General features: G+C 72.4%; 23 protein-coding genes. 12 read left to right on the top strand and 11 right to left on the bottom strand.

The annotated features are described in order from the left end of the window. Positions 1-330: 330 nt before the first annotated feature. The gene (locus FHR37_RS00695; RefSeq protein ID WP_179770970.1) at positions 331-1,623 is read left to right on the top strand and encodes an ISL3 family transposase; all 1,293 of its coding nucleotides are present in this window, start codon (positions 331-333) and stop codon (positions 1,621-1,623) included. Positions 1,624-1,633: 10 nt separating this feature from the next. Next, positions 1,634-3,841, top strand: coding sequence for an HNH endonuclease signature motif containing protein (locus FHR37_RS00690; RefSeq protein WP_179770969.1), 2,208 nt, complete (start codon positions 1,634-1,636; stop codon positions 3,839-3,841). A 140-nt stretch (positions 3,842-3,981) separates the two neighbouring features. Here FHR37_RS00690 and FHR37_RS00685 read toward each other — a convergent pair whose 3' ends face one another. Together FHR37_RS00685 and FHR37_RS00680 are read right to left on the bottom strand one after the other, a co-directional pair. Further along, a complete protein-coding gene (locus FHR37_RS00685; RefSeq protein WP_092889502.1) occupies positions 3,982-4,365 on the bottom strand; it encodes a VOC family protein in 384 nt (127 codons plus the stop codon). Positions 4,366-4,393: 28 nt separating this feature from the next. Next, positions 4,394-4,777, bottom strand: coding sequence for a nuclear transport factor 2 family protein (locus FHR37_RS00680; protein WP_092889499.1), 384 nt, complete (start codon positions 4,775-4,777; stop codon positions 4,394-4,396). Positions 4,778-4,859: 82 nt separating this feature from the next. Here FHR37_RS00680 and FHR37_RS00675 point away from each other — a divergent pair, with 82 nt between their 5' ends. Then, positions 4,860-5,432, top strand: a complete 573-nt coding sequence (locus FHR37_RS00675; RefSeq protein WP_092889496.1) for a TetR/AcrR family transcriptional regulator — start codon at positions 4,860-4,862, stop codon at positions 5,430-5,432. 63 nt (positions 5,433-5,495) lie between these two features. Here FHR37_RS00675 and FHR37_RS00670 read toward each other — a convergent pair whose 3' ends face one another. The 4 genes from FHR37_RS00670 to FHR37_RS00655 are packed head-to-tail and all read right to left on the bottom strand — an operon-like array spanning position 5,496 to position 9,409. Then, positions 5,496-6,332 carry a class II fructose-bisphosphate aldolase gene (locus FHR37_RS00670; protein WP_092889492.1) on the bottom strand — a complete coding sequence of 279 codons (837 nt, stop codon included), beginning with the start codon at positions 6,330-6,332 and terminating at the stop codon, positions 5,496-5,498. Between the two features lie 50 nt (positions 6,333-6,382). Further along, positions 6,383-7,543 carry an N-acetylglucosamine-6-phosphate deacetylase gene (gene nagA / locus FHR37_RS00665; protein WP_092889489.1) on the bottom strand — a complete coding sequence of 387 codons (1,161 nt, stop codon included), beginning with the start codon at positions 7,541-7,543 and terminating at the stop codon, positions 6,383-6,385. Positions 7,544-7,559: 16 nt separating this feature from the next. Next, the gene (locus tag FHR37_RS00660) at positions 7,560-8,507 is read right to left on the bottom strand and encodes an ROK family protein (RefSeq protein ID WP_237769110.1); all 948 of its coding nucleotides are present in this window, start codon (positions 8,505-8,507) and stop codon (positions 7,560-7,562) included. Then, on the bottom strand, positions 8,504-9,409 hold the full coding sequence (locus tag FHR37_RS00655; protein ID WP_092889486.1) for an SIS domain-containing protein: 906 nt from the start codon (positions 9,407-9,409) through the stop codon (positions 8,504-8,506). Before FHR37_RS00655 ends, FHR37_RS00660 begins: the two co-directional genes overlap by 4 nt. Before the next feature lie 273 nt (positions 9,410-9,682). Between FHR37_RS00655 and FHR37_RS00650 the strand changes: the two genes are divergently transcribed. Next, the gene (locus FHR37_RS00650; RefSeq protein ID WP_092889483.1) at positions 9,683-10,471 is read left to right on the top strand and encodes a DeoR/GlpR family DNA-binding transcription regulator; all 789 of its coding nucleotides are present in this window, start codon (positions 9,683-9,685) and stop codon (positions 10,469-10,471) included. A 66-nt stretch (positions 10,472-10,537) separates the two neighbouring features. Then, the gene (locus FHR37_RS00645) at positions 10,538-11,383 is read left to right on the top strand and encodes a metallophosphoesterase family protein (RefSeq protein ID WP_092889480.1); all 846 of its coding nucleotides are present in this window, start codon (positions 10,538-10,540) and stop codon (positions 11,381-11,383) included. A gap of 314 nt (positions 11,384-11,697) precedes the next feature. On the opposite strand, the gene pdxH is transcribed toward FHR37_RS00645, so the two are convergent. Beyond that, positions 11,698-12,414: a pyridoxamine 5'-phosphate oxidase gene (gene pdxH, locus FHR37_RS00640; RefSeq protein ID WP_092889477.1), complete on the bottom strand. Its 717-nt coding sequence runs from the start codon at positions 12,412-12,414 to the stop codon at positions 11,698-11,700. A gap of 140 nt (positions 12,415-12,554) precedes the next feature. Here pdxH and FHR37_RS00635 point away from each other — a divergent pair, with 140 nt between their 5' ends. Further along, positions 12,555-13,202: a class I SAM-dependent methyltransferase gene (locus FHR37_RS00635; protein WP_202818388.1), complete on the top strand. Its 648-nt coding sequence runs from the start codon at positions 12,555-12,557 to the stop codon at positions 13,200-13,202. Positions 13,203-13,303: 101 nt separating this feature from the next. Beyond that, positions 13,304-14,449 (top strand): phosphoserine transaminase, encoded by a 1,146-nt coding sequence (serC, locus tag FHR37_RS00630; protein WP_237769109.1) that lies wholly within the window; start codon positions 13,304-13,306, stop codon positions 14,447-14,449. 67 nt (positions 14,450-14,516) lie between these two features. Here serC and FHR37_RS00625 read toward each other — a convergent pair whose 3' ends face one another. Further along, entirely contained in the window at positions 14,517-16,307 is a 1,791-nt protein-coding gene (locus tag FHR37_RS00625; protein WP_092889471.1) for a hypothetical protein, read from the bottom strand. 324 nt (positions 16,308-16,631) lie between these two features. Here FHR37_RS00625 and FHR37_RS00620 point away from each other — a divergent pair, with 324 nt between their 5' ends. After that, entirely contained in the window at positions 16,632-17,267 is a 636-nt protein-coding gene (locus FHR37_RS00620) for a YesL family protein (RefSeq protein ID WP_092889465.1), read from the top strand. Here FHR37_RS00620 and FHR37_RS00615 read toward each other — a convergent pair. Next, complete coding sequence (locus FHR37_RS00615; protein ID WP_202818387.1) at positions 17,250-18,173, bottom strand: helix-turn-helix transcriptional regulator; 924 nt, start codon at positions 18,171-18,173, stop codon at positions 17,250-17,252. The genes FHR37_RS00620 and FHR37_RS00615 overlap by 18 nt on opposite strands. Positions 18,174-18,274: 101 nt before the next feature. Here FHR37_RS00615 and FHR37_RS00610 point away from each other — a divergent pair, with 101 nt between their 5' ends. Together FHR37_RS00610 and FHR37_RS32835 are read left to right on the top strand one after the other, a co-directional pair. After that, positions 18,275-19,732, top strand: coding sequence for an MFS transporter (locus tag FHR37_RS00610; RefSeq protein ID WP_139239208.1), 1,458 nt, complete (start codon positions 18,275-18,277; stop codon positions 19,730-19,732). 105 nt (positions 19,733-19,837) lie between these two features. Then, a complete protein-coding gene (locus tag FHR37_RS32835) occupies positions 19,838-21,001 on the top strand; it encodes a DMT family transporter (protein ID WP_237769108.1) in 1,164 nt (387 codons plus the stop codon). Between the two features lie 9 nt (positions 21,002-21,010). Here FHR37_RS32835 and FHR37_RS00600 read toward each other — a convergent pair whose 3' ends face one another. Beyond that, complete coding sequence (locus tag FHR37_RS00600) at positions 21,011-21,601, bottom strand: TIGR03086 family metal-binding protein (protein ID WP_092889457.1); 591 nt, start codon at positions 21,599-21,601, stop codon at positions 21,011-21,013. Between the two features lie 165 nt (positions 21,602-21,766). Between FHR37_RS00600 and FHR37_RS00595 the strand changes: the two genes are divergently transcribed. Further along, positions 21,767-22,612, top strand: a complete 846-nt coding sequence (locus FHR37_RS00595) for a helix-turn-helix domain-containing protein (RefSeq protein WP_092889454.1) — start codon at positions 21,767-21,769, stop codon at positions 22,610-22,612. Positions 22,613-22,664: 52 nt separating this feature from the next. Next, entirely contained in the window at positions 22,665-23,435 is a 771-nt protein-coding gene (gene map, locus FHR37_RS00590; RefSeq protein ID WP_092889450.1) for a type I methionyl aminopeptidase, read from the top strand. A 47-nt stretch (positions 23,436-23,482) separates the two neighbouring features. Here the strand turns inward: map and FHR37_RS00585 are convergent, their stop codons facing one another. Further along, the gene (locus FHR37_RS00585) at positions 23,483-25,024 is read right to left on the bottom strand and encodes a molybdopterin-dependent oxidoreductase (protein ID WP_237769107.1); all 1,542 of its coding nucleotides are present in this window, start codon (positions 25,022-25,024) and stop codon (positions 23,483-23,485) included. Positions 25,025-25,147 lie beyond the last annotated feature (123 nt).

Below are 25,147 nucleotides of genomic sequence, written 5' to 3'. Positions count from 1 at the left end.
TTTCGACCACGCCAGGTTCACGAACCTGCCCACGTCCCGGGCCAGAAGTGCCGGCCATAAGGGACCGGCGAGGTGGCGGCTGCCAGCTTTTTGTCCACAGGTGGCTGATCGGCTTGCCCTTGTGGACAACAGGTGAGGTGTCGGTGGCAGCCGGTAGAGTTCGAACATGCATCCCTCTCCTCGGCTTGGTGTGGGTTCGTAACCAGGGCCGGGAGGGGGGTTGGTGTGGCTGGGTTGGGGTGTGTGGGGCGGGGCGGGGCATGAGAAGACGCGCACGTGGTTGCCCTTAGGTTCTGGGTGTCGAATCCTTAACCGTCTGGAGCAACGCACGTGCGCGTCACCACGGTATTCAACCGCATTCTGGGTTTGTCCGGGGCATCGGTGTGCTCGGTGGACTTCACCACCGACGGCCTCGTTCTTGGCCTTCGCCGCCGGCGTGGCCGCCGCTACCGGTGTGAGTGCGGGTTCTCCACCCGGGCCCGCTATGACATATCCCGCCGCCGCTGGCGCCACCTGGACTTCGGGGCCACCAAGGTGTGGCTGGCCGCCGACATCGCCCGGATCGCCTGCCCGGCGTGTGGAATCCGCACCGAGACCGTGCCCTGGGCGCGGCGCAACGCCCGGCACACCCGCGACTTCCAGGACGTGATCGGCTGGCTGGCCCAGCGCATGGACAAGACGAGCGTGGCCCGGCTGCTGCGGTGCTCGTGGGAGGCGGTGGACCGGGCGGTGAGAATGCTGGTGGCCGACCATCTGCCCACCGACCGGCTGGACGGGCTGTATCGGATCGGGGTGGACGAGATCTCCTACAAACGCGGCCACCACTACCTGACCATCGTCTGCGACCACGACACCGGCCGGGTGGTCTGGGTGACCAAGGACCGCACCCGCAAGGCGTTCGAGGGCTTCTTCACCGCCCTGGGCCCTGACCGCAGCAAACAGCTGACCGCGATCACCATGGACGGCTCCCCGATCTACATGCCCGTCGCCGCACAGAAGGCGCCACAGGCCGCGGTGTGCCTGGACCCCTTCCACGTCATCAAGTGGGCCAACGAAGCCCTCGACAGAGCCCGCCAGGCCAACCCCGCCGTCCCACCACTGCCAGCCGCCCCGGCCAACCCGGCCAGCCCGGCCGCCCCGGCCAGCCCGGCCAAGCAGCACACCGTCGCACAGGTCAACGCCCCGGCCAGGGCGTGGCGACGGCTGAAGACAGCGCTGCGCTCAGGCGCTGAAAACCTCACCGACGACCGCCGCGCCCTCATCAACGCCCTGCGCCGCCACAACTACCAGCTCTTCCGCGCCTGGACCCTCAAAGAACAACTACGAGACCTCTACCGCATCCCACCCGAACAGGCCCGCCGCTACCTTCGAAGGTGGATCACCCGCGCGTTCCGATCCACCATCCCCGCGATGCGCCAACTGGCCACCCGCCTGAAGAAGTACTTCCAACAAACCATCGCAGCCGTCGAACTCGGCCTGTCCAACTCACGAGCAGAAGGCATCAACAGCAAAATCCGCGTCATCCAACGCCGCGGCTACGGACACCCAGGACCAGACTCCCTCACCGCCATGATCTACCTCTGCCTCGGCGGAATCACCCTCAACCTCCCCACACAAACCTGAGGAGAGGGACATGCATTCGATGACGCAGGACTCTCCGGGCTGGGACGGTGGCAGTGGCACCGTCGCCGAGCTAAGGGCTGCGGTCGGCATGTTCCGTGCCGGACTCGACAAAGCGCTGTCCACCCCCTCCACCTATGTGTCGGTGGGTGATCTCGGAGAGCTGATCAGCGAACTGACCGTGGAGGAGTCCCGGCTCGACGCGCTGAAGCTCGGGTGGGTACGCCAAGCAGAGGCCTGCGACATCGGCAAAACCACCGGCGCGGCCACGACAGCGGCGTGGCTGCGCACCACCCAGCGGATGGGCACGAAGGACTCCTACGCCACCGTCAACCTCGCCCGCGACCTGGACCGCACCATCACGTTGACCGCCCGCGCCATGGCACGAGGGGAGGTCTCCTTCCGGCACGCCCAGGTGATCGCCGCCGCGATCACCGATCTGCCCAAGTGGATCAGTCTCGAACAACGTGTCAAGGCCGAGGAGTACCTGATCGCCGAATCCCGGCGGCGCAACCCTGACGACGTACGCCTGCTGGGCAGGCACCTGTTGCGGGTCATCGCGCCCGAGGAATGGGAGAAGCAGCTCGGCAAGGAACTCGACGCCGCCGAACGCGCCGCCGAACGCAGCAGGTCCCTGTTCTACCGGCCCAACGGTGTTCCCGGCTCCGAAACCGTGGTGATCAAACTGCCGGTGCTGGAGATGGAACAACTCCGCAAAATCATCGAAGCACTCGTCGCCGCCGACAAGCGCGCCGAACCTGACGACCGTCCCCTGGACCAGAAGCGTGGTGACGCGTTCGCCGAACTCATCGCCCGGATGGCCGAGTGGGAGGCATCGCCCAACCGCGGCCGGGGCCGGGACTGTGTCACCGTCCTGATCCACCTGCAGCAACTGGGGAACGGCCTCGGGTCCGGCACCATCGACGACCTCAACCCCGTCCGCCCCATGCCATGCGGCTGCCAAACCCCCGACGCCAAACGCCAAGCACAGCGCAAGGCCGCCAAGCGCAAGGCCCGCAAGCCCAGCAAGAAGGCCGGCGGCACCGAGGACAGCAAAGAGAAGAGCGCCGAGCCCAGTGCAGACGCCGAGCCTGGCGAGAACGCCGATGACACCCGGCCGGAACCCCCTCCGGGCCAAGGAGTCACCGAACCCGACGACACGAGCGGCCCCACCATCGAGCCTGCTGACGCCAGCGTGCCTGACGACCACGACGACGCCGGCGACCCGGACGTGACGAGCGACCCCGTCCAGTCCGGCGACCCGGCCGATGCCGGTGACCTGGACGCGACGAGCGGGCCCGGCGAAACCGCCGAGCCTGCCGACCTCGGCGACCCGGACCTGACCAGCGCCCCCGTCCAGCCCAACACCCCGGCCGGCACTGGCGACCCGACGGCGACTCCCGGCGGCGCGGAGACCACAGCAACCGCCTCGAAAGGTCAACCAGACAACGAGAAAACACCAGCCGACCAGCCGGACCCGCCGGCCGGGGCCGCGGAGCGGATACCCGCACCGCGAGAACCCGGCCAGCACCCACAACCGAACACCGCCACCGGTACCGGCCCCGAAACTGAGCCGGGACCCCGATGGGATCCGCAACCCGAACCACACAACGGGAATCCGGAACCACATACCGGACCCGAGGACTGCGACCTCAGACCGGAAGACGACGACGCCGAACCCGAAGAGGGCGCGGCGGAGCCCGAGGCTGCCCTCGACCCCGACGCCGCAACCGACACCTACGACCGTGGCGACCCCAACCAGCCCATCGACCCCCACGACGGGTGCAGCAAGTGCGGCGGCGGTGGATCGGCTCGCATCACCGGTCTGCGCGGGGAGCCGGTCTCGGTCGCCACGATCCGGAGGATGGCGTGCGACGCGAACATCATCCCCGTCGTCCTCGGCGGCAATGGCGAGGTCCTCGACGTCGGAATGGCGGACCGGTTCTTCACCGAAGCGCAGCGCCGCGCACTCGCCGTCCGCGACGGCTCCCACTGCCACTTTCCCGAATGCCAAGTGCCAGAACGACGCTGCGTCGCCCACCACATGACGGCTTGGGACGACTTCGGGCCGACCGACCTCGACAACGGAGTGCTCCTGTGCAAGACCCACCACACGTTCGTCCACCACAAAGGCTGGACCGTCCGCATGGGCAGCCACGGCCACCCCGAGTACATCCCGCCCGAATGGGTGGACGTCCACCAGATGGTGCAACGACCGTGAGGACGCCGCGAGGAATCGCCGGTGCCCATGAGCTCCGCGGGCAGATCGTCGAGCGCGGAGAGCACCCGTACGTAGGCCGGCCCGCGGACCGGTTCGGCGGCGGTCCGGCGACCGGACTACTCCGGCCGGGCCGAGTGTGCTCAGAGCTGCTGGGTGAGATTGAGCGCATTGCCGTCCGGGTCGCAGATATGGGCGACCCGATGGCCCCACGGCATGTCCTTGGCCTTGCCGTGCACCTCCCCGCCCGCCGGTTTCACCCTTGGCAGCAGCTCGTCGACGTTCTCGACGAAGACGGCGAACACGGCGACGGTGACCCGGGCCGGCTCCGCGTCGGCTCCCCGTTTGTCGGCGACCAGACAAACGCTGGCGTCACCGAACCGGAGCGTCACGAAGAACGGCCCCTTCCTGCCCGGCACACTCAGCTCCTCCTTCGCGCCGAACAGCTCGGTGTAAAAGGAGCCCAACCGCTCGATGTCGTTGGTACGCAGGACCGGCTGGACAGCGAACCCGCTTGGCTTGTTCATTGTTCGATCCCCGTCTCGTGTCGGCTGCTCATTCGGCGGCGAGCGGAATCTCGCCGCCGGTCTTGCTGTATCCGAGCGCTTCGGCGATCCGCCCGTCCCGCACCCGCATCAGGTTCACCCCGCGCACCGAGTCCGCGGGACCGTCTCCGAAGCGGTAGCGCCAGCGGATGGTCGCGCGTTCGCCCGACACCGAGACCTCCTCGGGCTCGAACTGTGTGCTGTGGTCCTCGGCCAGCGCCCGCCAGAAGGTCAGGCACGCCTCGCGGCCTTCGGTGCGGGCCCCGTCCGGTGCCGGTTGGATCGCCTCCATCACGCAGTCGTCGGCGATCAGGTCGTCCAGGGCGGTGGGGTCGTGGTGGACGAAAGCGTGGTTGAAGCGGTCGATGATCTCCGAGGTGGTGAGCTGGGTCACGTCGACTCCCTAGATAGAACGGTCGGTCTACAAACCATATAGACCGGTTGTTCTACTGGCAACCCCGTGGCACGCTGCCCTCATGACCACCCGCACCGCGAGCCGCCCACGCGAACGGCTGATCGCCGCAGCCAAGGAACTGACGTACAGCCAGGGAGTCGGGGTGGGTGTCGACGCCATCCTCAAGGAGGCGAATGTCGCCCGACGTTCGCTGTATGAGCACTTCGGCGGAAAGGACGGGCTCATCGCCGAGGTGCTACGAGTGACCACGGCAGAGGACGAGGAGCTCTTCCGCACCACCATGCGGGCTGCGGGCGATGATCCACGCGTTCGCCTGCTGTCGATCTTCGACATGCTCGCCGAGGTCATCGAGACCCCGGACTTTCGCGGCTGCAGGTACCTGTCGGCCGACCTCGCCCTGACCGATCCCGACCATCCCGCACACAGGATCACCCGCGAGTACCGCGAGCGCGTCCACGAACTCCTCGAGGAGGAGCTCGTCAAGGCCGGCCATCAGCAGCCGGCGTCGGCCGCCGACCAGCTCATGCTGCTCATCGACGGAACCCTCGCGGCCGGGGTGACGAAACCCCACACCGACCCGGCGCGGCTCGCGCGCCAATTGGCCGACCAGGTGATCGGCCCGCGGAGGTCGTGAGCCGTCGCCTACCGGGCACCTGACGCGCACCGGCCGGTGCCGGCCCCGGCCCGTCGGCTCGGTTCAGGCCGCGCGGAGGACACCCAGCAGGCGGGCCACCTCGGCGGCGACCGCGTCGCGTCCCGGCGCGAGGTACTTACGGGTGTCGACGACCTTCGGGTTGGCGCTGAGGTAGTCGCGCACCGCACCCGTGAACGCCTGGTTCAGCGAGGTGGCGATGTTGACCTTCGTCATCCCCGCCTCCACGGCCCGGGTGAGGTCGGCGTCGGGTACCCCGGACGAGCCGTGCAGCACGAGCGGGACCGGCACCGCCTTGCGGTTGGCGGCGATCAGGTCGAGGTCGAGCGACGCGGTCTTCTCCAGCATCGCGTGCGAGGTGCCCACCGCGATGGCGAGCGCGTCGATGCCGGTGGCCTCCACGAACGCCGCGGCCTCGGCCGGATCGGTCCGCGCGCCCGGAGCGTGTACGCCGTCCTTGCCGCCGACCTCACCGAGCTCGGCCTCCACGAACACTCCGGCCGCGTGGCAGTGTTCGACCACGTCCCGCGTGGCCTGGACGTTCTCGTCGTACGGCAGGACCGACGCGTCGTACATCACCGAGCCGAAGCCGAGCGCGACGGCCTCGCGCACGAGTTCGGGCCGGGTGGCGTGGTCGAGGTGGACCGCCACCGGCACGGACGCCGTGCGGGCCACCGCGAGCGTGGCCAGCCCGATCGGCTCCAGCGCACGGTGGTACTTCACGGCGTTCTCGCTGATCTGCAGGATCACCGGCGCCCCCGCGCGTTCGGCACCGTCAACCAGCGCTTGCGCGTGCTCGAGCTGGATCACGTTGAACGCGCCGACACCGCGACCGGCCCGCGCCGCGTCCCCAACGATCTGTCCGGTCGGCACCAGCGGCATCGCAGATTCTCCTTAGTCAGTAGGAAACAGCGGTCAGTGGGGAACGGCGGTCAGTGGGACGACAGCTCGTCGGCGGCGGCTTCACGCGACACCCAGCCGCCGCGCCGCATCACCGCGACCGTCCGCAGGTCCTCGTCCAGCACCACCAGGTCGGCGAGCAGCCCCGGCGCCAGGGAGCCCACGTCGGTGAGCCCGAACGTCGCCGCCGGTGTGGTGGCCGACATCCGCGCCGCGTCGCGCAGGTCGAAGCCGGCCTCGCGGACCACCAGCCGGAACGCCACGTCCATGGTCAGGGTGCTGCCGGCGATCGAGTCGCCGTGGACCAGCTTCACCAGTCCGTGGTCGACGCGTACGGACTGCCCACCGAGGTCGTAGATCCCGTCGGGCATCCCGGCCGCGTTCATCGCGTCGGTGACCAGCGAGACCCGGCCCGGCCCGGCCGAGCGGGCCGCCACCGCGATCACCCCGGGGTGTACGTGCATGCCGTCGGCGATGAGTTCCACCGTCACCCGCGGGTCCTCCAGCAGGGCGCCCACCGGCCCCGGGGTCCGGTGGTGCAGCGGCGGCATGCCGTTGAACAGGTGGGTGGCCACTCGGGCGCCGGCGTCCACGGCGGCGATCACCGTGGCGTAGTCGGCGTCGCTGTGCCCGACCGCGACGACCACGCCCGCGCCGGTCACCTGACGGACCGCGTCCAGCCCGCCCGGCAGCTCCGGCGCCAGCGTCACCATCGACACCGTGCCCTTGCCCAGGCGCAGCAGCCGGTCCAGCTCAGCGGGTTCGGCCGGCCGCAGGTAGGCGGGGTCGTGAGCGCCGCGGCGGACCTCGCTGATCCACGGGCCCTCCAGGTGCATCCCGGCGACCACTCCGTCGAGCACGAGGTCCGACGTCGCCGCGACCTGGCGTTCCAGCTCCTCCGCGGTGGTGGAGACCAGACTGGCGAACGTCGTGGTGGTGCCGTGCGAGAGGTGGAACGCCGCCACCCGCGCGGTCTCCTCGGGGTCGGCACGCAGGTACGACCCACCGCCGCCGCCGTGCACGTGGGTGTCGACGAACCCGGGTACGACGGTCCGCCCGGCCAGGTCGACGTCGGCGGGCCGGTCCGGCGTCCCGGCACCGACGCCGACGATCCGCTCGCCGTCCACCTCCACCCAGCCGGGGTCGAGGATCTCCTCCGGGGTCACGACCTTGGCGTTGGCCAGCAGCGTCACGGGCTCCTCCGTCGCGTCAGTGCTTCGTGCCTTCGGCCAGCAGGGCCGCGCCCAGACATCCTGCCTGATCACCCAGTGCGGCCCGGACCAGCCTCGGCCGCCGCTGGAACGTCAGCCGCTCCTCCAGCCCGCGCCGCAGCGGGTCGAGCAGGAGGTCCTCGGCCTCGGCCAGGCCGCCGCCGACGATGACCACCTCCGGGCCGAGCAGGGTGACGGCCGTGTAGAGGACCGTCACCAGCGCGGCGACGGCCTCGTCCCAGACCGCCCGGGCGTCGGCGTCGCCGTCTCGTACCCGAAGAGCGACATCGGCCGCTCCGGACACCGGCGTACCGGTACGTGCGGTGTAGCGGCGCGCCACGGCGGCCGCGGAAGCGATGCGTTCCAGGCACCCTCGCCCGCCGCAACCGCAGAGTTCGCCGTCGGGTTCGACCACGACGTGCCCGACCTCGCCGGCGTACCCTCCGGCCACCAGCGGCCGGCCGTCCACGATGCAACTGGCGGCGATCCCAGTGCCGAGGGCGATGAACAGCGTGTCCCGCGCACCGGCGCCGGCGCCGAGCACGCGCTCGGCCAGCCCGCCGCCGCGTACGTCGTGGCCGAGCGCCACCGGGATGCCGAGCCGGTCCCGCAGAACCGCCACCAGGGGCGCGTCCTGCCAGCCGATGTTCGCCGCCGCGACGGCCACGCCGCGCGCCTCGTCCACGATGCCGGGTACGACGACGCCGGCGGCCGCCGGTGCGTCCAGCCCGGTCGCGGGCGCCCGCGCGGCCAGCGTCTCCAGCGCCGTACCGATCTGGTGGATCACGGCGTCCGGCCCGTCGGCCACGGGGGTGGGGAAGCTCATCCGCGCGCGGACCCGGCGTTCGGCGTCGACGAGGGCACCCTTCATGGAGGTGCCGCCGACGTCGAGGGCCGCGACGCAGCCGCGCGGCGCCGGGCCGCCACCCGGGGCGGAGTCGGTCACGCCTGGCCCGACCCGCTCGCGGTGTCCAGGACGACCGACCTGGTGAGGTTGCGCGGCCGGTCGGGGTCGAGTCCCTTGCCCGCGCCGATCTCCACGGCGAGCCGCTGGATCCGGATCAGCTCCGCCATCGGGTCACGCGCGGGCTCGCAGACCACCAGCGCGCCGAGCTTGCCCACCTCGTCCAGCAGGCCGTTGGGCGGCGTGCCGAGGAACCACACCACCGACGATCCGTCGGTGATGCTCATCGGGCCGTGGCGGTACTCCATCGCGGGGTAGGCCTCGGTCCACGACAGCGACGCCTCGCGCATCTTCAGCGCGGCCTCGTTGGCCAGGCCGATCGTCCAGCCGGCGCCGAGGTAGGTGAACTGCCGGCGCTCGGTGGCACCGACGGGGAGCGGCTCGGTGACCGTGGTCTCGGCGTCGGAGATCGCGCCGGTGAGGTCGGCGCCGAGGTGGGTGCGCAGCAGGGCGAGGACGGAGGTGGCGAACCGCGTCTGGACGACCGACTTCTCGTCGGCGAAGTCGAGGACGACCGTCTCGTCGGAGCGCTCCATCACCGGGGTGTTCGGGTCCGCGGTCAGGGAGACGGTGGGCACCCGGCCGTGCAGCCGGGTCAGCGCGGCGAGCACCTCGGTGGTGGTGCCCGAACGCGTGATCGTGACCACCCGGTCGTAGCGCCGGTCGGCGGGCAGCTCGGTGGCGGTGAACGCGTCGGTCTCGCCCTGGCCCGAGCCTTCCCGCAGGCTGGCGTACGCCTGGGCCATGAACCACGACGTGCCACAGCCGAGCACCGCGACCCGCTCGCCCGGGCGGGGCAGCACCGCCGCGGCGGACTCGGCGAGCGCGACGGCACGCCGCCAGCAATCGGGTTGGCTGGCGATCTCCTCGGTCACGAATTCCATGCCTGGTCCCTTCCGCGAAGTCGGCTGCCCGCAGCATAGGGCATCGAACGCCCATTTGTGCATGCTTCAGCGCATAAATGAGCAGTCCTGTGCAAGATCGGCACCCCGGAGCGCTCGTGGGTCCTACTCGGGGTGATTGTTCCCGGATGTGCGTTCAAGCACCAGCCTTGCAGGCTCCGGGCACTCTATGATCGGTTCTCCTACCACGCGCGCAACTTCGAACAGCCCGCACGGAGCCCCGAAGAGCCGCGGTACCGAACAGAGGCGATGCCCATGAACCGCTACGAGCGGCTCAACGCGATTCTCGAGCTCGTCGCCGAACGCGGCCGGATCGACGTCGAGACCCTGGCCGGGGAGCTCGCGGTCTCCACCGCCACCATCCGGCGCGACCTCGACCACCTCGCCCAGCAGCAGTTCCTCACCCGGACCCGGGGCGGAGCGGTCGCGCACAGCGTCGCCTACGACCTCCCCCTGCGCTACAAGACCGCCCGCCAGGCCACCGAGAAGCAGCGGATCGGACAGGCCGCGGCCGACCTCGTGGCGGTCGGCATGGTGATCGGCATCAACGGCGGCACCACCGCCACCGAGGTTGCCCGCGCCATCGCCACCCGCACCGACCTGCGGTCCCCGAACGAAGGGCGCCGGGCGGTCACCATCGTCACCAACGCCGTCAACATCGCCAACGAGCTCACCGTCCGCCCGCACGTCAAGATCGTCGTCACCGGCGGTGTCGCCCGGCCGCAGTCGTACGAGCTCGCCGGTCCCCTGGCCACCCACATCCTGGAGGGTGTGAGCCTCGACCTCGCCATCCTCGGCGCGGACGCGGTCGACCCGCTGTACGGCGCCAGCGCCCACCACGAGGGCGAGGCGGACATCAACAAGCTGATGGCCTCGCGTGCCCGGCGGGTGGTGGTGGTCGCCGACAGCTCCAAGATCGGCGGCCAGGCGTTCGCCCGGATCCGTCGCCCGGACGAGATCGACATGCTGATCACCGACGTCGGCGTCGGCGACGACGCGGTGGCGAAGTTCGAGGAGGCCGGCGTCCAGGTGATGCGCGTCTGAGACTGGCCAGCCGGGGCCGGAGACCGGCGGTGGGCGCCACGCCCGCGGTCTGCGAAAGTCGGGGCCATGCGCATCCTGCACATCTCCGACCTGCACGTCGAGCCCGCGCCGGAGGAACGCCTGCCCGGGCTGATGGCCTCCCTAGCCCTCGACCGGGACCCGCTGCGGCGCGTCGGCGCCGACCTGATGATCGTCTCCGGTGACCTGACCACCTACGGCAGCTCCCGGCCCGACCACCTCGCCCTCGCCCGGGAGTGGCTGGACTCCCTGGACGTCCCGTACCTCGCCGTGCCCGGAAACCACGACCTCGGGCCGAGCCCGGACCGCGGCCGGCGCAGTCCGGTGCAGGAGGCGTACGAGGACGTGGCGTACGCCCGGACGGGGTACGGCCGCACCTTCGGCACCGACCCGGTGGAGGTTCGCGACCTGGGTCAGCTGCGCGTCGTCGGCGTGGGTGTGCGCGAGGACGACCCCGACGGCGTACTCCCCCGGCTGGCGGAGACGCTCGCCGCCGACATCCGGCCGGTGATCCTGGTCGGCCACTACCCCCTCGTGCCGACCCGGGACCCCAAGCCACACGAGGAGTTCGGCTCGGAGGCGTTCGTGCCGCGCACCGGCGCGGCGCTGCTCGACCTGATCCGCCGGCACCCGCACGTCCGGTTGTACGCCTGCGGCCACGTGCACGTCACGTCCGTACGCCCGCTCGCGCCGCACTGCACCCAGGTGACGGCGGGCTCGCTCGGCCAGGGCGCGAGCACCTACCGCGTGTACGACGTGGACCCCGACGGGCTCACCTACGCCACCGCGCTGGGCGCAGGTCCGCTGGGCTTCTGGCACACCGTGGTTCCCCACCTGTCCGGGGAGTTCTCGCTCGGCACCGGCACCGAACGCTCCGGCCGTCTCAGCTGGTGACGTGTCCGGGAAAAGGTTGTTGTCTGTTCGCCCGGCACCGCGTACGGTCGGGCGTACACGAGGAAGGAGGTGGTCCAACGCATGCATAGCTTTGGGACTCGTGAGGTGGCTGTCCGCTAGCCGCTGTCCCCTTAGTAAGGACTGACTGCCGATCACCGGCTCGTCCTGAGGGTGCCCGCGCCAACGCGTGTAGGTGCACCGGATGGCGGTCGGCGAAACCAAGGGCAGCCACCCGACCCGCGGGCGCTGGAACCAGTCCCTCCAGCACACAAAGCCCGCGGGTCGTCCCATGCCCGAAACCGGTCGGGCGGCGCTCAGGGCGCCAGCCGCTCCACGATCCAGTCCCCCTGGTTCTCCCGCTTCTCCTCCGTACGCCGGAACCGCACCCGGTCGTGCATCCGGCCCTGCCGGCCCTGCCAGAACTCCACCACTTCGGGGCGTACGCGATATCCGCCCCAGAAGTCCGGAAGCGGCACGTCCTCGGTGCCGGCGAACCGCTCGGCCGTCTCCGCGTACACCCGGTCCAGGCTCTCCCGGTCGGCGACCACCCGCGACTGCGGACTCGCCCACGCACCCAGCCTGCTCTCCAGCGGCCGGCTCGCAAAGTACGCGGCCGACTCCTCCCGGCTCACCCGGGCCGCCGGGCCGGTCACCCGGACCTGGCGTTCCATCGCGTGCCAGGGAAAGACCAGCGCGGCGTTCGGGTGGGCGTCCAGGTCGGCGGCCTTGGCCGAGCCGTAGTTGGTGTAGAAGACGAAGCCGCGCTCGTCGAGGCCCTTGAGGAGTACGGTCCGCGCCGACGGGATGCCGTCCGGGCCGACGGTGGCGACCACCATCGCGTTCGGCTCGGGCACCTTCTCCGCCAGCGCGTCGGCCAGCCAGGTGTGGAACAGCGCCAGCGGATCGGCGGGCAGCGCGCCCTCCACGAGTTCGCCGCGCCCGTAACGCCGGCGCAGCTCCGCCAGCCGGGCGGGCGACGGCAGCTGCGGTGCCTGGGGGCTCTGCTCGCCACCCTCGTCGTGTGCGTCCATGGATCCCGACAGTAGGGGATCCGGACAGTAGGGGATCCAGGCAGCAGGGATTCCGGCAGTAGGGCATGTCCCGGAACACACCCTGGCATCCCGCGGCGGACCTTGACGTGGAGCGCGGAGGAGGTGCCACGGTGGACTCCATGAGCGAGCAGCACACTCCGGAGGCGCCGCGTTCCTGGCTGCTGGACAGGCCGCTGCGCGGGTTCGCCCTCCCCACCGGACGCATCGGGTCGCTGCAGGGCCGGCTGATGGGCCTTCTGAACGGCGACGAGCAGGACGAGGCGAGCACCCTGCTCGCCGCCCGGCCCGGCGAGCACGTCCTGGAGGTCGGGTTCGGGCCCGGCGTCCTCGTGCAGCGGACCCTCGCCGCGGGTGCCCGGGTCACCGGCGTCGACCCCTCGCCGCAGATGGCCGCCCAGGCGCGGCGCCGCAACGCCACCGCCGTCAGCGCCGGCCGGGCCGACCTGCGGGTGGGTACGGCCGAACGCACCGGCCTGCCCGGCGCCGCCTTCGACGCGGTCGTCTCGGTGAACAACGTGCCGATGTGGTCCGACCTGGACGCCGGGATGCGGGAACTGCACCGGGTGCTGCGACCGGGCGGCCGCGCGGTGGTCACCTGGCACGGCGGCGCCCGGCCGAGGTTCGTCGCCCGCCGGATGCTGCTGGCCGACGACGTACTCGACCGGATCGTGACCAGCATGCGGGCGGCGTTCGGGGCGGCCGAGCTGCACCGGGGCGACCGGCTGGTGGCGATGCTGGCCCACCGCGCCTCGGGCGAGCCGGACTGAGCGCTCGCCGGCCGAGCCCGGCTGACACAATGGCGGGGCCGGACACAGACGTCTGGGTGACCCGTTTGTCCCGCTCCCCGCCCGTCCGCAGAGGTGGCACCGTGGCTGACGCCCTCGATCCCGCACGCATCACCATCCCGTCCGACCGGCTGCCCGGCGACGGCCGGTTCGGCTCCGGTCCGTCCAAGGTCCGCACGGAGGCGCTGGCCACCCTCGCCGGCCCTGCCGCCGCGCTGATGGGCACCTCCCACCGGCAGGCGCCGGTCCGCAAGCTCGTCCGGCGGGTACGCGAGGGCATCGCCGCGCTGTTCGAGCTTCCCGACGGCTACGAGGTCGTTCTGGGCAACGGCGGCAGCACGGCGTTCTGGGACATCGCGGCACACAACCTCGTCCGCGACCGGGCGCAGCACCTGTCGTTCGGCGAGTTCTCCGCGAAGTTCGCGTCGGTGACCGACGGGGCGCCGTTCCTCGGCTCGTCCTCGGTCGTCCGCGCGGAGCCCGGCTCGCTCGCCTCACCGGCCGCCGAGGCCGGGATCGACGTGTACGCCTGGCCGCACAACGAGACCTCGACCGGCGTGATGGCACCGGTGCGCCGCGTGCCCGGGGCCGACGACGACGCCCTGGTCCTCGTCGACGCCACCTCCGGCGCCGGCGGCCTGCCGGTCGACATCGCCGAGGCCGACGTCTACTACTTCGCACCGCAGAAGTGCTTCGCCTCCGACGGCGGGCTGTGGCTCGCGGTCATGTCGCCGCGGGCGCTGGCCCGGGTGGACGAGATCGCGGCGTCCGGTCGCTACGTGCCGACGTTCCTCGACCTGCCGACCGCGATCGACAACTCGCGCAAGGACCAGACGTACAACACCCCGGCGATCGCCACGCTCGTGCTGCTCGCCGAACAGCTGGACTGGCTGCTCGGCCTCGGCGGGCTCACCGGAGCGGTCGAGCGTACGACCGACTCCTCCGGCCGTCTGTACACCTGGGCGGAGAAGTCGGAGTACGCCACGCCGTTCGTGACCGACCCGAACGCCCGCTCACTGGTCGTCGGCACCATCGACTTCGACGACGCGGTGGACGCCTCGGCGGTGGCGAAGGTGCTCCGGGCCAACGGCGTCGTGGACGTCGAGCCCTACCGCAAGCTCGGCCGCAACCAGTTGCGGGTGGCGATGTTCCCGGCCGTCGAGCCGGCCGACGTGGAGGCGCTGACCGGCTGCGTCGACTACGTGGTGGAGCAACTCCGCACCCGCTGAGCGTCGCCGCTCTTCGGGGTCACGGGCCTTCGGGGTCACGGGCCTTCGGGGTCACGGGCCTTCGGGATCACGGCCCTTCGGGGTCGCGGTCCTCGTCGCGGTACAACGGCCGCCGGCGTCGGCCCCGTCCGGTTTCCTCGCCCCTCGGTGGCGGGCTTCCGGCCGGCTCGTCCGGCCAGTCGGTCTCGGCGGGCGGGCGAGCCGCGGGTGGCCGGGCACGCCGCCCGGCCGAGCCGGCAGCCGAGCCAGACGGACCCGACGGACCCGAGGAGGCCGGTGAGCCCGACGTCCGAGGCGGCGGACCGGCCGGGCGAGGTGCTCCGGAGGACCGCGGCCGGTCGGCCGGTCGGGGTGGCGGTACGTCGTTTCCGCGTTCGTTCCCGCGTTCGCGCCGCCAGTCCTCGTCCTCCCACGGAAGCGGGGTGTCGTCCTGCCCGGCGTGCCGGGCCGACTGCCGGGGCGCTTCATGAGCCGGCCGCTGGGGCGACTGCTGAGCCGACTGCTGGGCCGACCGCCGGGCCTGCTGCGGGCCCGGCCCTTCGGTGCGTCGCCGCCCGCCCGGATCCTCGGGCCCCGCCGGCTCCGACGGCTCCGCCGGCCAGATCGGTCCCCGGCCCACGTCGCCGTACCCCGCGGCCTGCACCGACCCCGGCGGGCGGGCGTACGCCTGCTGCGAACCCGAGTCGGCCGGAGCGGGGTCGGCCGGCCACGGGCTGGCCGACGCCGGCGGGCGGCCCATACCGGGCGGCCGGCTGGACGCCGACGGCCGGCGCCGGCGCGAGGCCGGGTACGCCGCGAGTCCGGCCAGCAGCGCGGCCGCGATCACCAGGAGCAGGATCCAGCGCGGCAGGCCGCTCAGCAGCGAACCGTCGCTGCCGCTGGACGTGGGTGCCTGCGCGGTCGGGGACGGGCTGGGCGACGGGGTCGCGCCCGGAGCCCGGCGCGAGGGAGCGGGTGCGGCCGCGGCGACCGACATCGAGTACACCGGCGAGTTGGCGCCCTCGCTGCCCAGGAACAACTGCTTCCCGTCCGCGCCGACGGCGATGGACTCGCCCTGCCGCTGCGGCTGACTCAGCGAGATGGTGCGCTCGGGTTTTCCGCCGGGCCAGCGCAGCACCCGCACGTCGGCGTACGTCCGCAGCACGATCGCCGAGCCGTCCGGAAGGAACGTGCCGTCGGTCACCATCGCGGGTGCATCGGCAACCTTGGTGAGGGTGGCGGTGGTGCCGGCCACGAGGGTGGACGGCGCGGCGTAGATCGCCCCGCCGCCGGGGTCCTTGGTCACGACGTAGACCCGGGCGGTACGCGGGTCCACCAGCAGCGCCTCCGCGTCGTGCGCGCCGTCGGGGTACCTGAACCGGAAGCGGCTCCACTCCACCGGCTGGTCGCCCGTGGAGCTCGGCTCGCGGAAGCGGTAGATCGTGATCCGGTCGCGAACGCGGGTGTTGTCGCCGATGTCCCCCACCCAGACGCGCTGGTCCGGGCCGGGGGCGATGGCCTCCCAGTCGACGTTCTCCGCCGTCCGGAGGGAGATCGTCCCGGCCACCTGGCCGCGCGGGTCGAGCAGGAAGACCCGGGGGTCGTCGCCGGAGTCGTTGTGGGTGTAGAAGTACCCGCGGTGCAGCGCGCTCGCGGCCAGCCCACTGGACTCGTTGATCCGGGAGTCGCCGATGCTGAACGCCCTGCGCTCCTTGGCCGGATCCGCCGGGGCGGCGTACGACGGGGTTGCGTACGACGGAACCACCACCGCGCCGAGCAGCAGCGCCGCGAACGCCGTGGCGAGCCGCCGTGGCCGCGGCCGGTCCGCCTGGCGAGGTGGGCCTGACCGGTGACCGTCCAGTGCGGGGTGCGCCCTCACGTCCGTCGTACCTCCAGCAGGTCGTGCTCGGAAGCGACGAACTCCATCACATCAACCTGGTGGCCCACAAGTCTTCCGAACGCAGCGGTCGGACCGTCGGTGCGCACAGCCGTCCGCCTTTCACGAAGGGTTCGGTAGCGGACCCGGAGCGCGCGCACCAGGCCCGGCATCGCGCCATTGTCGACCACTTCGCCCGGCCGATGACCTTGACCCAGGGGGAGCCGCCGGGTGCCGCGTCCGGTATTCACCGCCCGCCGACCTGTCGGCCGGCGGTGATCGACCCGTAGGGTTGGTGATCGCTCATCAACGCCGGAGGACGATCGGATGCAGATCCTCACCAGACCCCTCGAGGCCCTGTTCACCATGGTGGTCGCGGGGTTGCTGTGGGTGCTCACCGCCGTCCCGCTGGTGACCCTCGGCCCGGGAACGGCCGGTCTCGCCGCGGTGATGATGGAGTGGGGCGAGGACGGGCCGCCGTCGGTGTGGTCGACGTTCTGGGGCGGGTTCCGGAGCCACCTGCGGCAGAGCCTGGCCCTGGGGTTCGCAGCCGCCGTCGCCGGTGGGCTGCTGACGATCGATCTGCTGTACGGCCTGCGGGCCGCCGACGCGCCGCTGCGGGCGGTGGTCATGGTCGCCGCTATCGTCGGGATCCTCGCCGTCGGCGGCACCCTGGTCTTCCTGTTCCCGGTGATGGTCACCTACCCCGCGCCGTGGCGGCGGGTGCTGCGCAACAGCGCGCTGTTCGCGGCGGCGCATCCGCTGACGACGCTGCTCAGCCTGTTCCTGTTGCTGCTCGCGTCGTTGCTGGTGATGACGGTGCCTGCGGTGGTGCCGGCGATCGCCGGGTTCTTCACCTGGGTGATCAGCCGGCTGGTCCGGCGGGTGTTCCGCCGGTTCGCGGCCCGCCAGGAGGCGGTCGCCGCCAGGTCCCGGCGTACGGACTCAGTCGCGACGAGCTAGCTCGGACCACTCGGCGGAGGCCGGAAGATCCCGCGGCCGGCTCAGCGCCTCCTCGGTCGCGGCGTCGGCGGCGGTGTAGACGACCATCCGCGCGTCGGGGTGTTCGCGCAGCCACAGGCTGCGGGTCTCCAGCCGGAGCGGGCCGATCTCACTGTGCAGGAACAGCTTGACGCGGGTGGTGGGACTGGCGACCGCGTGGTCGTTCCACATCGCCGCGAAGTCCGGTGAGACCTCCGTGAGCTCACGTACGAGATCGCTCCACGCCGGCTCGCCCACGTGTTCCGCGCTCGCGCCCCGGAACAACGCCAGCGAGTGCGCGGCCTCGGCGTCCCAGTCGACCAGCATCCGCCGCCACGACGGTTCGGTGAACAACAGCCACAGGACGTTGCGCCGGTGCTGCGGCAGGGCGCGCCAGTCGCCCATCAGCAACCGGTCGGCCCGGTTGCCGGCGACCAGGTCGTACCGCGGCGTGACGACGTGCGCCGGATACGGGTCGAGGGCGTCGAGGACGCGCTGGACCACCGGGTCGACCGGACCTGGCGGGCTCGGCCGCTCCGGCGGCGCGGCCCCGGACAACGCGAACAGGTGCCGGGACTCGTCGGGATGCAGCCGCAGGCTGCGCGCGATCGCGTCGAGGACGGACGGCGAGGCGTTGATCCGCCGGCCCTGCTCCAGCCAGGTGTACCAGGTGACCCCGACCCCGGCGAGCTGGGCGACCTCCTCCCGGCGCAGGCCGGGAGTGCGGCGGCGGCCGCCGGGCGGCAGGCCGACGTCCTCGGGTCGCAGGCGTTCCCGGCGCGAGCGCAGGAACGCCGCGAGCTCGGCCCGCCGGGATTCGGCGCCGCGGGGGTCGGCGATGCGGGGTTCGGCGCCGCGGGGGCCGGCGATGCGGGGGTCGGCGGTCACGGACACCATGATGCTCCCGCCGGAGAACCGGTACCAGGTGCTGCCGATACCAGGATGAGGACACTCTGGTACCAGGCTCGCGGGCGTCGAATGCTGATGGCGTGACTACCACCACCCTCACCTCTCCGGCGGGTACGACCGCCCGGGTGGCCGACCGGCTCGCCCTGCCGGTCCTCCTGCTCGGCTCGTTCCTCGCCACCGCCAACTTCTTCGTCGTCAACGTCGCCCTGCCCACGATCGGCAGGTCCCTGCACGCGAACGCCGCCTCGCTGCAACTGGTCGTCGCGGCGTACTCGGTGTCGTACGCCGCCGCGCTGGTCGCCGGCGGCCGGCTCGGCGACCGCTTCGGCCGCCGGCGGATGTTCGTCCTCGGCCTGGTCGCGTTCGCCGTCTCCGGTCTCGCCTGCGGCCTGGCCGGCGACGTCTGGACCCTCACCGGCGCCCGGCTGGTCCAGGGCGCGGCGGCGGGCATCTTCGTTCCGCAGGTGCTCAGCACGATCCAGGCCGGATACTCCGGGGCGGCGCGTCAACGTGCGCTTGCGGGTTTCGGCGCCGCCCTCGGAATCGCCTGTGTGGTAGGGCAGTTGTACGGCGGAGCGGCGGTCACCTTCGACGTCGCGCACCTGACCTGGCAGCTGGTCTTCTGGCCGTTCGCGCCGATCGCTCTGCTGGTCGCCGCACTGGCGGTCCGCCTGGTTCCCGAGACCCGGGGCCGGCCGCTTCCGCTGGACCTGCGCGGTGCGGCGCTGCTGACCCTCACCCTCGTTCTGCTGCTCGTACCGCTGAGCGTCGGGGCGGGCGCGGGCTGGCCCGCGTGGGCGTGGGTGGGCCTGGCCGCCGCGCCGGTCGCGGCGTACGGGTTCGTCCGCGACCAGGCGGCGCGCGAACGTGCGGGCGGTGCGCCGCTGCTGCCGCCGTCGCTGGTCCGGTTGCCGGCGTTCCGGCGCGGGCTGGCCGTCGTCGCGGTGTTCTTCGTCGGCCTGGGCGGGTTCCTGCTCACCACCGGGATCTCGTTGCAGGAGGGCCTGGGCATGAGCCCGCTGGGAGCGGGGTTCGCGCTCGCGCCGTACGCGCTCGGCTTCCTCGCCGCCTCACTGACCGTGCCGCGGCTGATCGGGCGGTACGCCGCCCGGGTGATCGTCGCCGGTGCGGTCGTCCTCGCGGTGAGCCTGGCCGCCGCTGCCGTACAGGCGGGTGTGGGCTACGACGGCCTGACGGCCCGGACCCTGCTGCCGGCGTTCGTGGTGATCGGTTTCGGCCAGGGCCTGGTGATGATCCCGGTGTTCGGCGTGGTGCTGGCCGGGGTTACCACCGACCGGGCCGGGGTCGCCAGCGGCGTCCTCACCACGACCCAGCAGGCGATGATCGCGGTCGGCGTGGCCGCGCTTGGAACGATGTTCTTCCGGGTCGCGTCGACCGGCTCCTCGACCGGCTCCTCGACCGGCACGGCCGCCGGCGGCGACTGGCGGGCCGCGACGGTCGCGGTCCTCGCCGCCGAGGCCGCCCTGGCCCTGCTGACCGGGATCATCGCCACCCGCCTCCTCCGCTCCGATGAGTGATCTCCGGTAGGTGAACTCCGGTGATCTCCGACGGGGAGGCGCTCGACCGGATGCCGATCCGGGGGCGGCGTGCCCGGTCGGCATCCGGTCGGCAGAGGATGGGGTGTGACCCAGACGCGCAACTCCCCCTCCGTGACCGACCAGCACGCTCCACCGGCCCAGCTCGCGGTGGGTATCGCGATCACGTTCGTGATCGGTGTTCTGCTCGCCTGCCAGTCGCGGGTGAACGGCCAGCTCGGCGCCGAGCTGCACGACGGGATCGTCGCCGCCACCTGGTCGTTCGGCTCCGGCCTCGTGGTGCTGGTGATCGTCGCCGCGCTGGTACCCGGCGTGCGGTCCGGGCTGCGGTCGGTGGTGGGCGCCCTGCACGCCGGACGGGGCAGCAGTAGTAGTAGCAGCAGCAGCGGCACAGAGCGGGACGGAGGTGCTGCCGGCACCGCGTCCCCATGGGCGCTGCGGCCGTGGCAGGTGCTCGGCGGCGTCTGCGGCGCGTACCTCGTGGTCACCCAGTCCGCGACCGTCGGCCTGGTCGGCGTGGCCGTGTTCACCGTCGCGGTGGTCGCCGGGCAGGCCGGCAGCAGCCTCGTCGTCGACCGGCTGGGGCTGGGGCCGGGGGGCCGGCAGCCGGTGACGACCCGGCGGATGGTCGGCGCTGTGCTGGCGCTCGGCGCGGTCGTGCTCACCGTCGCCCACCAGTTGGGTACGCCGTCGACCGCGGCGCTGGCGATCCTGCCCGCGCTGGCCGGGGTGGGCACGGCGTGGCAGCAGGCGGTGAACGGCCGGGTGGCACGGGCCGCCGCCGGTGCGCCCGCCGCCGGTGCGCCCGCCGCCGGTGCGAAGGGTCCGCGGACTGCTTCCGGATCCAGGCCCGCGGGCACCAACGGCAACGGCCTGCTCGCCGCGCTGGTGGCCGCACTGACCAACTTCGGTGTCGGTACGGCCGCCCTGGTGATCGCCGCCGCGGTCGACGTCGGGCTGCGCGGGCTGCCGGCCTCATGGCCCTCCAACCCGCTGCTGTACGTCGGCGGACTGTTCGGGATCGCGTTCATCAGCCTGGCGGCGTACGTCGTGAAGATCACCGGCGTACTCCTGCTCGGCCTGACCTCGGTGGCCGGGCAGCTCGTCGGCGCGCTGGTCCTGGACGCGGCGCTGCCCACGAGCTCGGCCCACCTGACCACGACCACGATCATCGGGACGCTGCTCACTTTGGTGGCGGTCGGCATCGCCGCCGCGCCGGCCCGGCGGCGGTCCGGCGCCACCTCCGGCTGAAGGACGCGGTCACGGTGTCCAGCGCGGGTCCCGTCCGCTGAGCGCCAGCACCCTGTCCAGCTCGCTCGCGCGCGTCGGCACCTCCACGGGCGGGCCGAACAGGCCCATCTCCCGCGCCTGCTCCGCCGACCGCGCCGTCGCGTCGTACGCGGCCCGCGCCACGTCGTCCGGGCAGTCCAGGCTCTGACCGGTCGCGACTGCCAGGTCCCAGCCGTGCAGGACCAGTTCGTCGAAGAGCATCTGGGCCACGAAGTCGGCGGGAAGCTCGGCGTCGCCCATCCGGGTGGTGCCGTCCTCCGCGCCCGGCTCACCCCACGCGGCGACGGCCAGCTCCAGCTGCTTGGCATAGGCCTGCGCCCAGTCCCCGTGCAGGAAGTCGTGACCGGGTTCCATGATCGCCGGGTCGGGCAGCTCGGCGGCGGACCGGCCACGCGCGCTGAGCTCGCTGAGGTGGCCGGTCCACAGGATGAGGTGGTTGAGCAACGCCTGTACGTCGTAGTCCTTGCACGGTGTCGGCGACCGGAAGTGCTCCGGCCGGACACCCTGGACGACGGTGGTCGCCGACGCGGCGGCCCGTGCCATCAACGGCTGGATTCTCATCACTGTGCCTCTCACTCGTTCGGACCTCGTTGGTTCAGGCCCTCGACCGGGAACCAGTGAAGTGCGTGGGACGGCGTCGGTCTTGAACAAACGCGACCTGTCACGGGGGCCCTCGAGACGACGCGCGTCGGAACCACTGTCGGCGGGGTGTCCTAGGCTCGGGTCATGAACGGGCAGGCTCCGGTGCAGGGTCTGCACAGCACCCGCGGGATCCTGCACGCGCAGGAGGGCCTGTCGCGGTTCGAGCTACGCCGGCGGCTGCCCTCCCCCGCGTTGGCGGGGTTGGTGTCACACCACTGGATCGCGTCCTGGGACCTGCGCGGGCTCCCCCCACACACCCAGCGCCTCCTGCCGTACCCGTGTGTCAACCTCACCTTTCAGGCCGAGCGCAGCCAGGTCGCCGGCGTGCTGCGGACCCCTCATGATCAGCTGCTCGCCGATGCCGGCCGGGTGCTCGGCGTGATGTTCCGGCCGGGCGGGTTCCGGCCGTTGATGGGTCGTTCGGTGGCCACGATCACCGACCGGTTCCTGCCGCTCGGCGAGGTCTTCGGTACCGAGGGAGCCGAGGCGGACGCCGCGGTGCTCGCCGCACCGGACGACGACGGTCTGGTCACGGCGGCGGAGGAGTTCCTCACCCGGCTCGTCGTCCGCGCGCGCAGGCGGGACGCGTCCAGCCTGTCCACCGCCGAGCGGGTGGCCGGGATCGTCGACCTGGTCGCGGCCGACCCCACCATCCTGCGCGTGGACCAGCTCGCGGCCCGGCTCGGGCTCGGCGTCCGGGCACTGCAGCGGCTGTGCGCGGAGTACGCCGGGGTGGGTCCGAAGTGGGTCATCCGGCGCTACCGTCTGCACGAGGCCGTCGAACGCGCGGGCGAAGACCGCGACCCGGACTGGGTACGCCTCGCCGCCGACCTCGGCTACAGCGACCAGGCACACCTGGTCCGCGACTTCACCGCGGCCACCGGTCAGTCGCCGAGCCGCTACGCCCGAGCGACCCGGCTCCGGAACTGACGGCGACGCGCGCCCACCGGAACAGACCCCTCGAAGGACGGACGAACAGAGCATGGTGGAACTCAAGACCGCGAACGAGATCGCCACGATGCGGGCCGCCGGCCGCGTGGTCGCACAGACGCTGGCCGCCTGCGCGGAGGCGGCCCGGCCCGGCGTACGCCTCCGCGACCTGGACGAGGTGGCCCGGGGCGTGCTCGCGGCCAACGGCGCGCGGTCGTCGTTCCTCGACTACCACCCGCACTTCGCGCCCACGCCGTTTCCCGCCGTCCTGATCACGTCGGTGAACGACGTGATCGTGCACGGAATCCCGGACGACTACCGCCTCACCGACGGGGACCTGCTGAGCATCGACTTCGGCGCCGAACTCGACGGCTTCCACGGCGACGCGGCCACCAGCCTGGTGGTGGGCACGGCGGCGGATCCCGCGGACGAGAAGCTGATCGCCACCACTCGGGCCGCCCTGGACGCCGGCATCGCCGCCGCCACCCCCGGCAACCGGATCGGCGACATCTCCCACGCCATCGGCCGGATCGGCCGGGACGCCGGGTACGGCATTCCGGCCGACTTCGGCGGGCACGGTATCGGCCGGCAGATGCACGAGCCGCCGTCGGTCCCCAACGAAGGCCGGCCCGGACGCGGCTTTCCGCTGCAGCCCGGCCTGGTGATCGCGATCGAGCCGATGTTCGTCTCCGGCGGCCACGACGGCTACCACCCCGCGCGGGACGGGTGGGCGCTGTGCACAGACGACCGGAGCCGGGCCGCACACGTCGAGCACAGCGTCGCGATCACCGAGGACGGCCCGGTGGTGCTCACCCTGCCCTGACCGCCGCGCGCGGCCCCGCTCAGTGTGCCCAGCCGCGCACAGGCCGCTCAGCCGACCGCGACCTCGATCGTGTGGTAGCCGCTGGCGCCGTTCGGCGCGGGTGGGGCGACGGCCGCGGCCTGCACCTGCCCGGTGCCGTCGAACGCCCGCACCTGCAGCCGGTGCGTACCCTTCGGCGCCTGCCAGGTCCAGGTCCACTGTCGCCAGGAGTCCTTCGTCGGCTGCCCGGCCAGCCGCGCGACCTGCCACGCTCCGTCACCGGCCCGGACCTCGACCCGGGACACGCCGCGGTGCTGGGCCCAGGCCACCCCGGCGACGGTCACCGTGCCCGCCGGCACGCTCACACCGCTCGCGGGTACGTCGATCCGGGACGCGGTCTTGATCGGTCCCTGCGCCGACCAGCCGCGGGTCGTCCAGTACGCCTGGAACCTGTCGAACCTCGTCACCTCGATGTCGACCACCCACTTGGTCGCCGAGACGTAGCCGTACAGGCCGGGCACCACCATCCGCACCGGGAAGCCGTGCTCCAGCGGCAGCGGCGCGCCGTTCATCCCGAACGCCAGCATCGACGCGCGACCGTCGGTGAGCGCCGACAACGGCGTGCCGCACGTCCAGCCGTCCGCCGACGTCGACTTCACCGCGTCCGCGCCGGGCCTGACGCCGGCCTCCTTCAGGAGGTCGTCCAGGAGTACGCCGGTCCACAGGGCGTTGCCAACCAGGTCGCCGCCGACCTCGTTGCTCACGCAGGTCAGCGTCACCCAGCGGTGCACGATCCGGCGTCTGCGCAGGTCCGCGATGGTGAGGGTCAGCGGGCGGTCGACCATCCCGTGGATGCGCAGCCGCCAGGTCGCAGGGTCGACCACGGGAACCGAGAGTGCGGTGTCGATGCGGTAGAAGACGTCGTTCGCGGTACGCCACGGAGTCAGGTCGCGGATGCGCAGGTCGGCTCCGGCGGGCACGGACGTGGTGGGTGGCCGCGGCACCGGGAACGAGGCCCGCGCGTCGGCCACCGCTCCCCGCCGGCGCAGCAACAGTGAGCCCGCACCAGCCGCGGCCAGCGACCCGGCGACCACCAGCCCGCCCCGCAGCAACAGGTCCCGCCGCCCCTGCCCAGTCGGCTGCCCGGTCGGCCGCGCCGGCGCGGTCCTTCCGGAAACGGCCCGGCCCGGGGTTCGTTCGACCGCACCCAGTCCCCAGGCGAGGATGCCGCCGGCCGCGAGCGCGGCGAGCACCGACGGGACCACCGCGGCCGTTCCCGCGTCCGGGCGACTGGCCGCGGCCAGCACGCCGACCAGACCGAGCACGCCGAACACCACCCAGCCCAGCGGGCGTCGCCAACCGCCGGCCAGGCCGGCCAGTGCGCCGAGTGCGACGACGAGCACCACGATGCCGGTGACGAGCACGGGCTTGTCGGCGGTCCCGAGCGTCCGGATGCCGAACTCCCGTACGGACGCGGGGATGACGTCGATGAACGCCGCACCCACCGCCACCACGGGCGCGGACCGCGGCTCGGCGATCAGGCCGGCCGCGAGCTGGGCGAGGGCGAGCCCCGCACCGGCCGCCACCACACCGGCGCCTGCCGCCCACACGCGAACGGACCCGCGCCCAGATCCAGACCCAGAAGCAGACCCGGGCCCGGAACCGCGGCCGGCATCAGGCCCGGAGTTCGTCGTTCCCATCCTCGAATCCTCACCCCACCCGCGCCGCCTGGC

The organism is Actinopolymorpha cephalotaxi, from assembly GCF_013408535.1.
GTDB lineage: Bacteria > Actinomycetota > Actinomycetes > Propionibacteriales > Actinopolymorphaceae > Actinopolymorpha > Actinopolymorpha cephalotaxi.
Note: the sequence above shows the minus strand (reverse complement) of the source record. Positions and strands in the feature narration are given on the sequence as shown.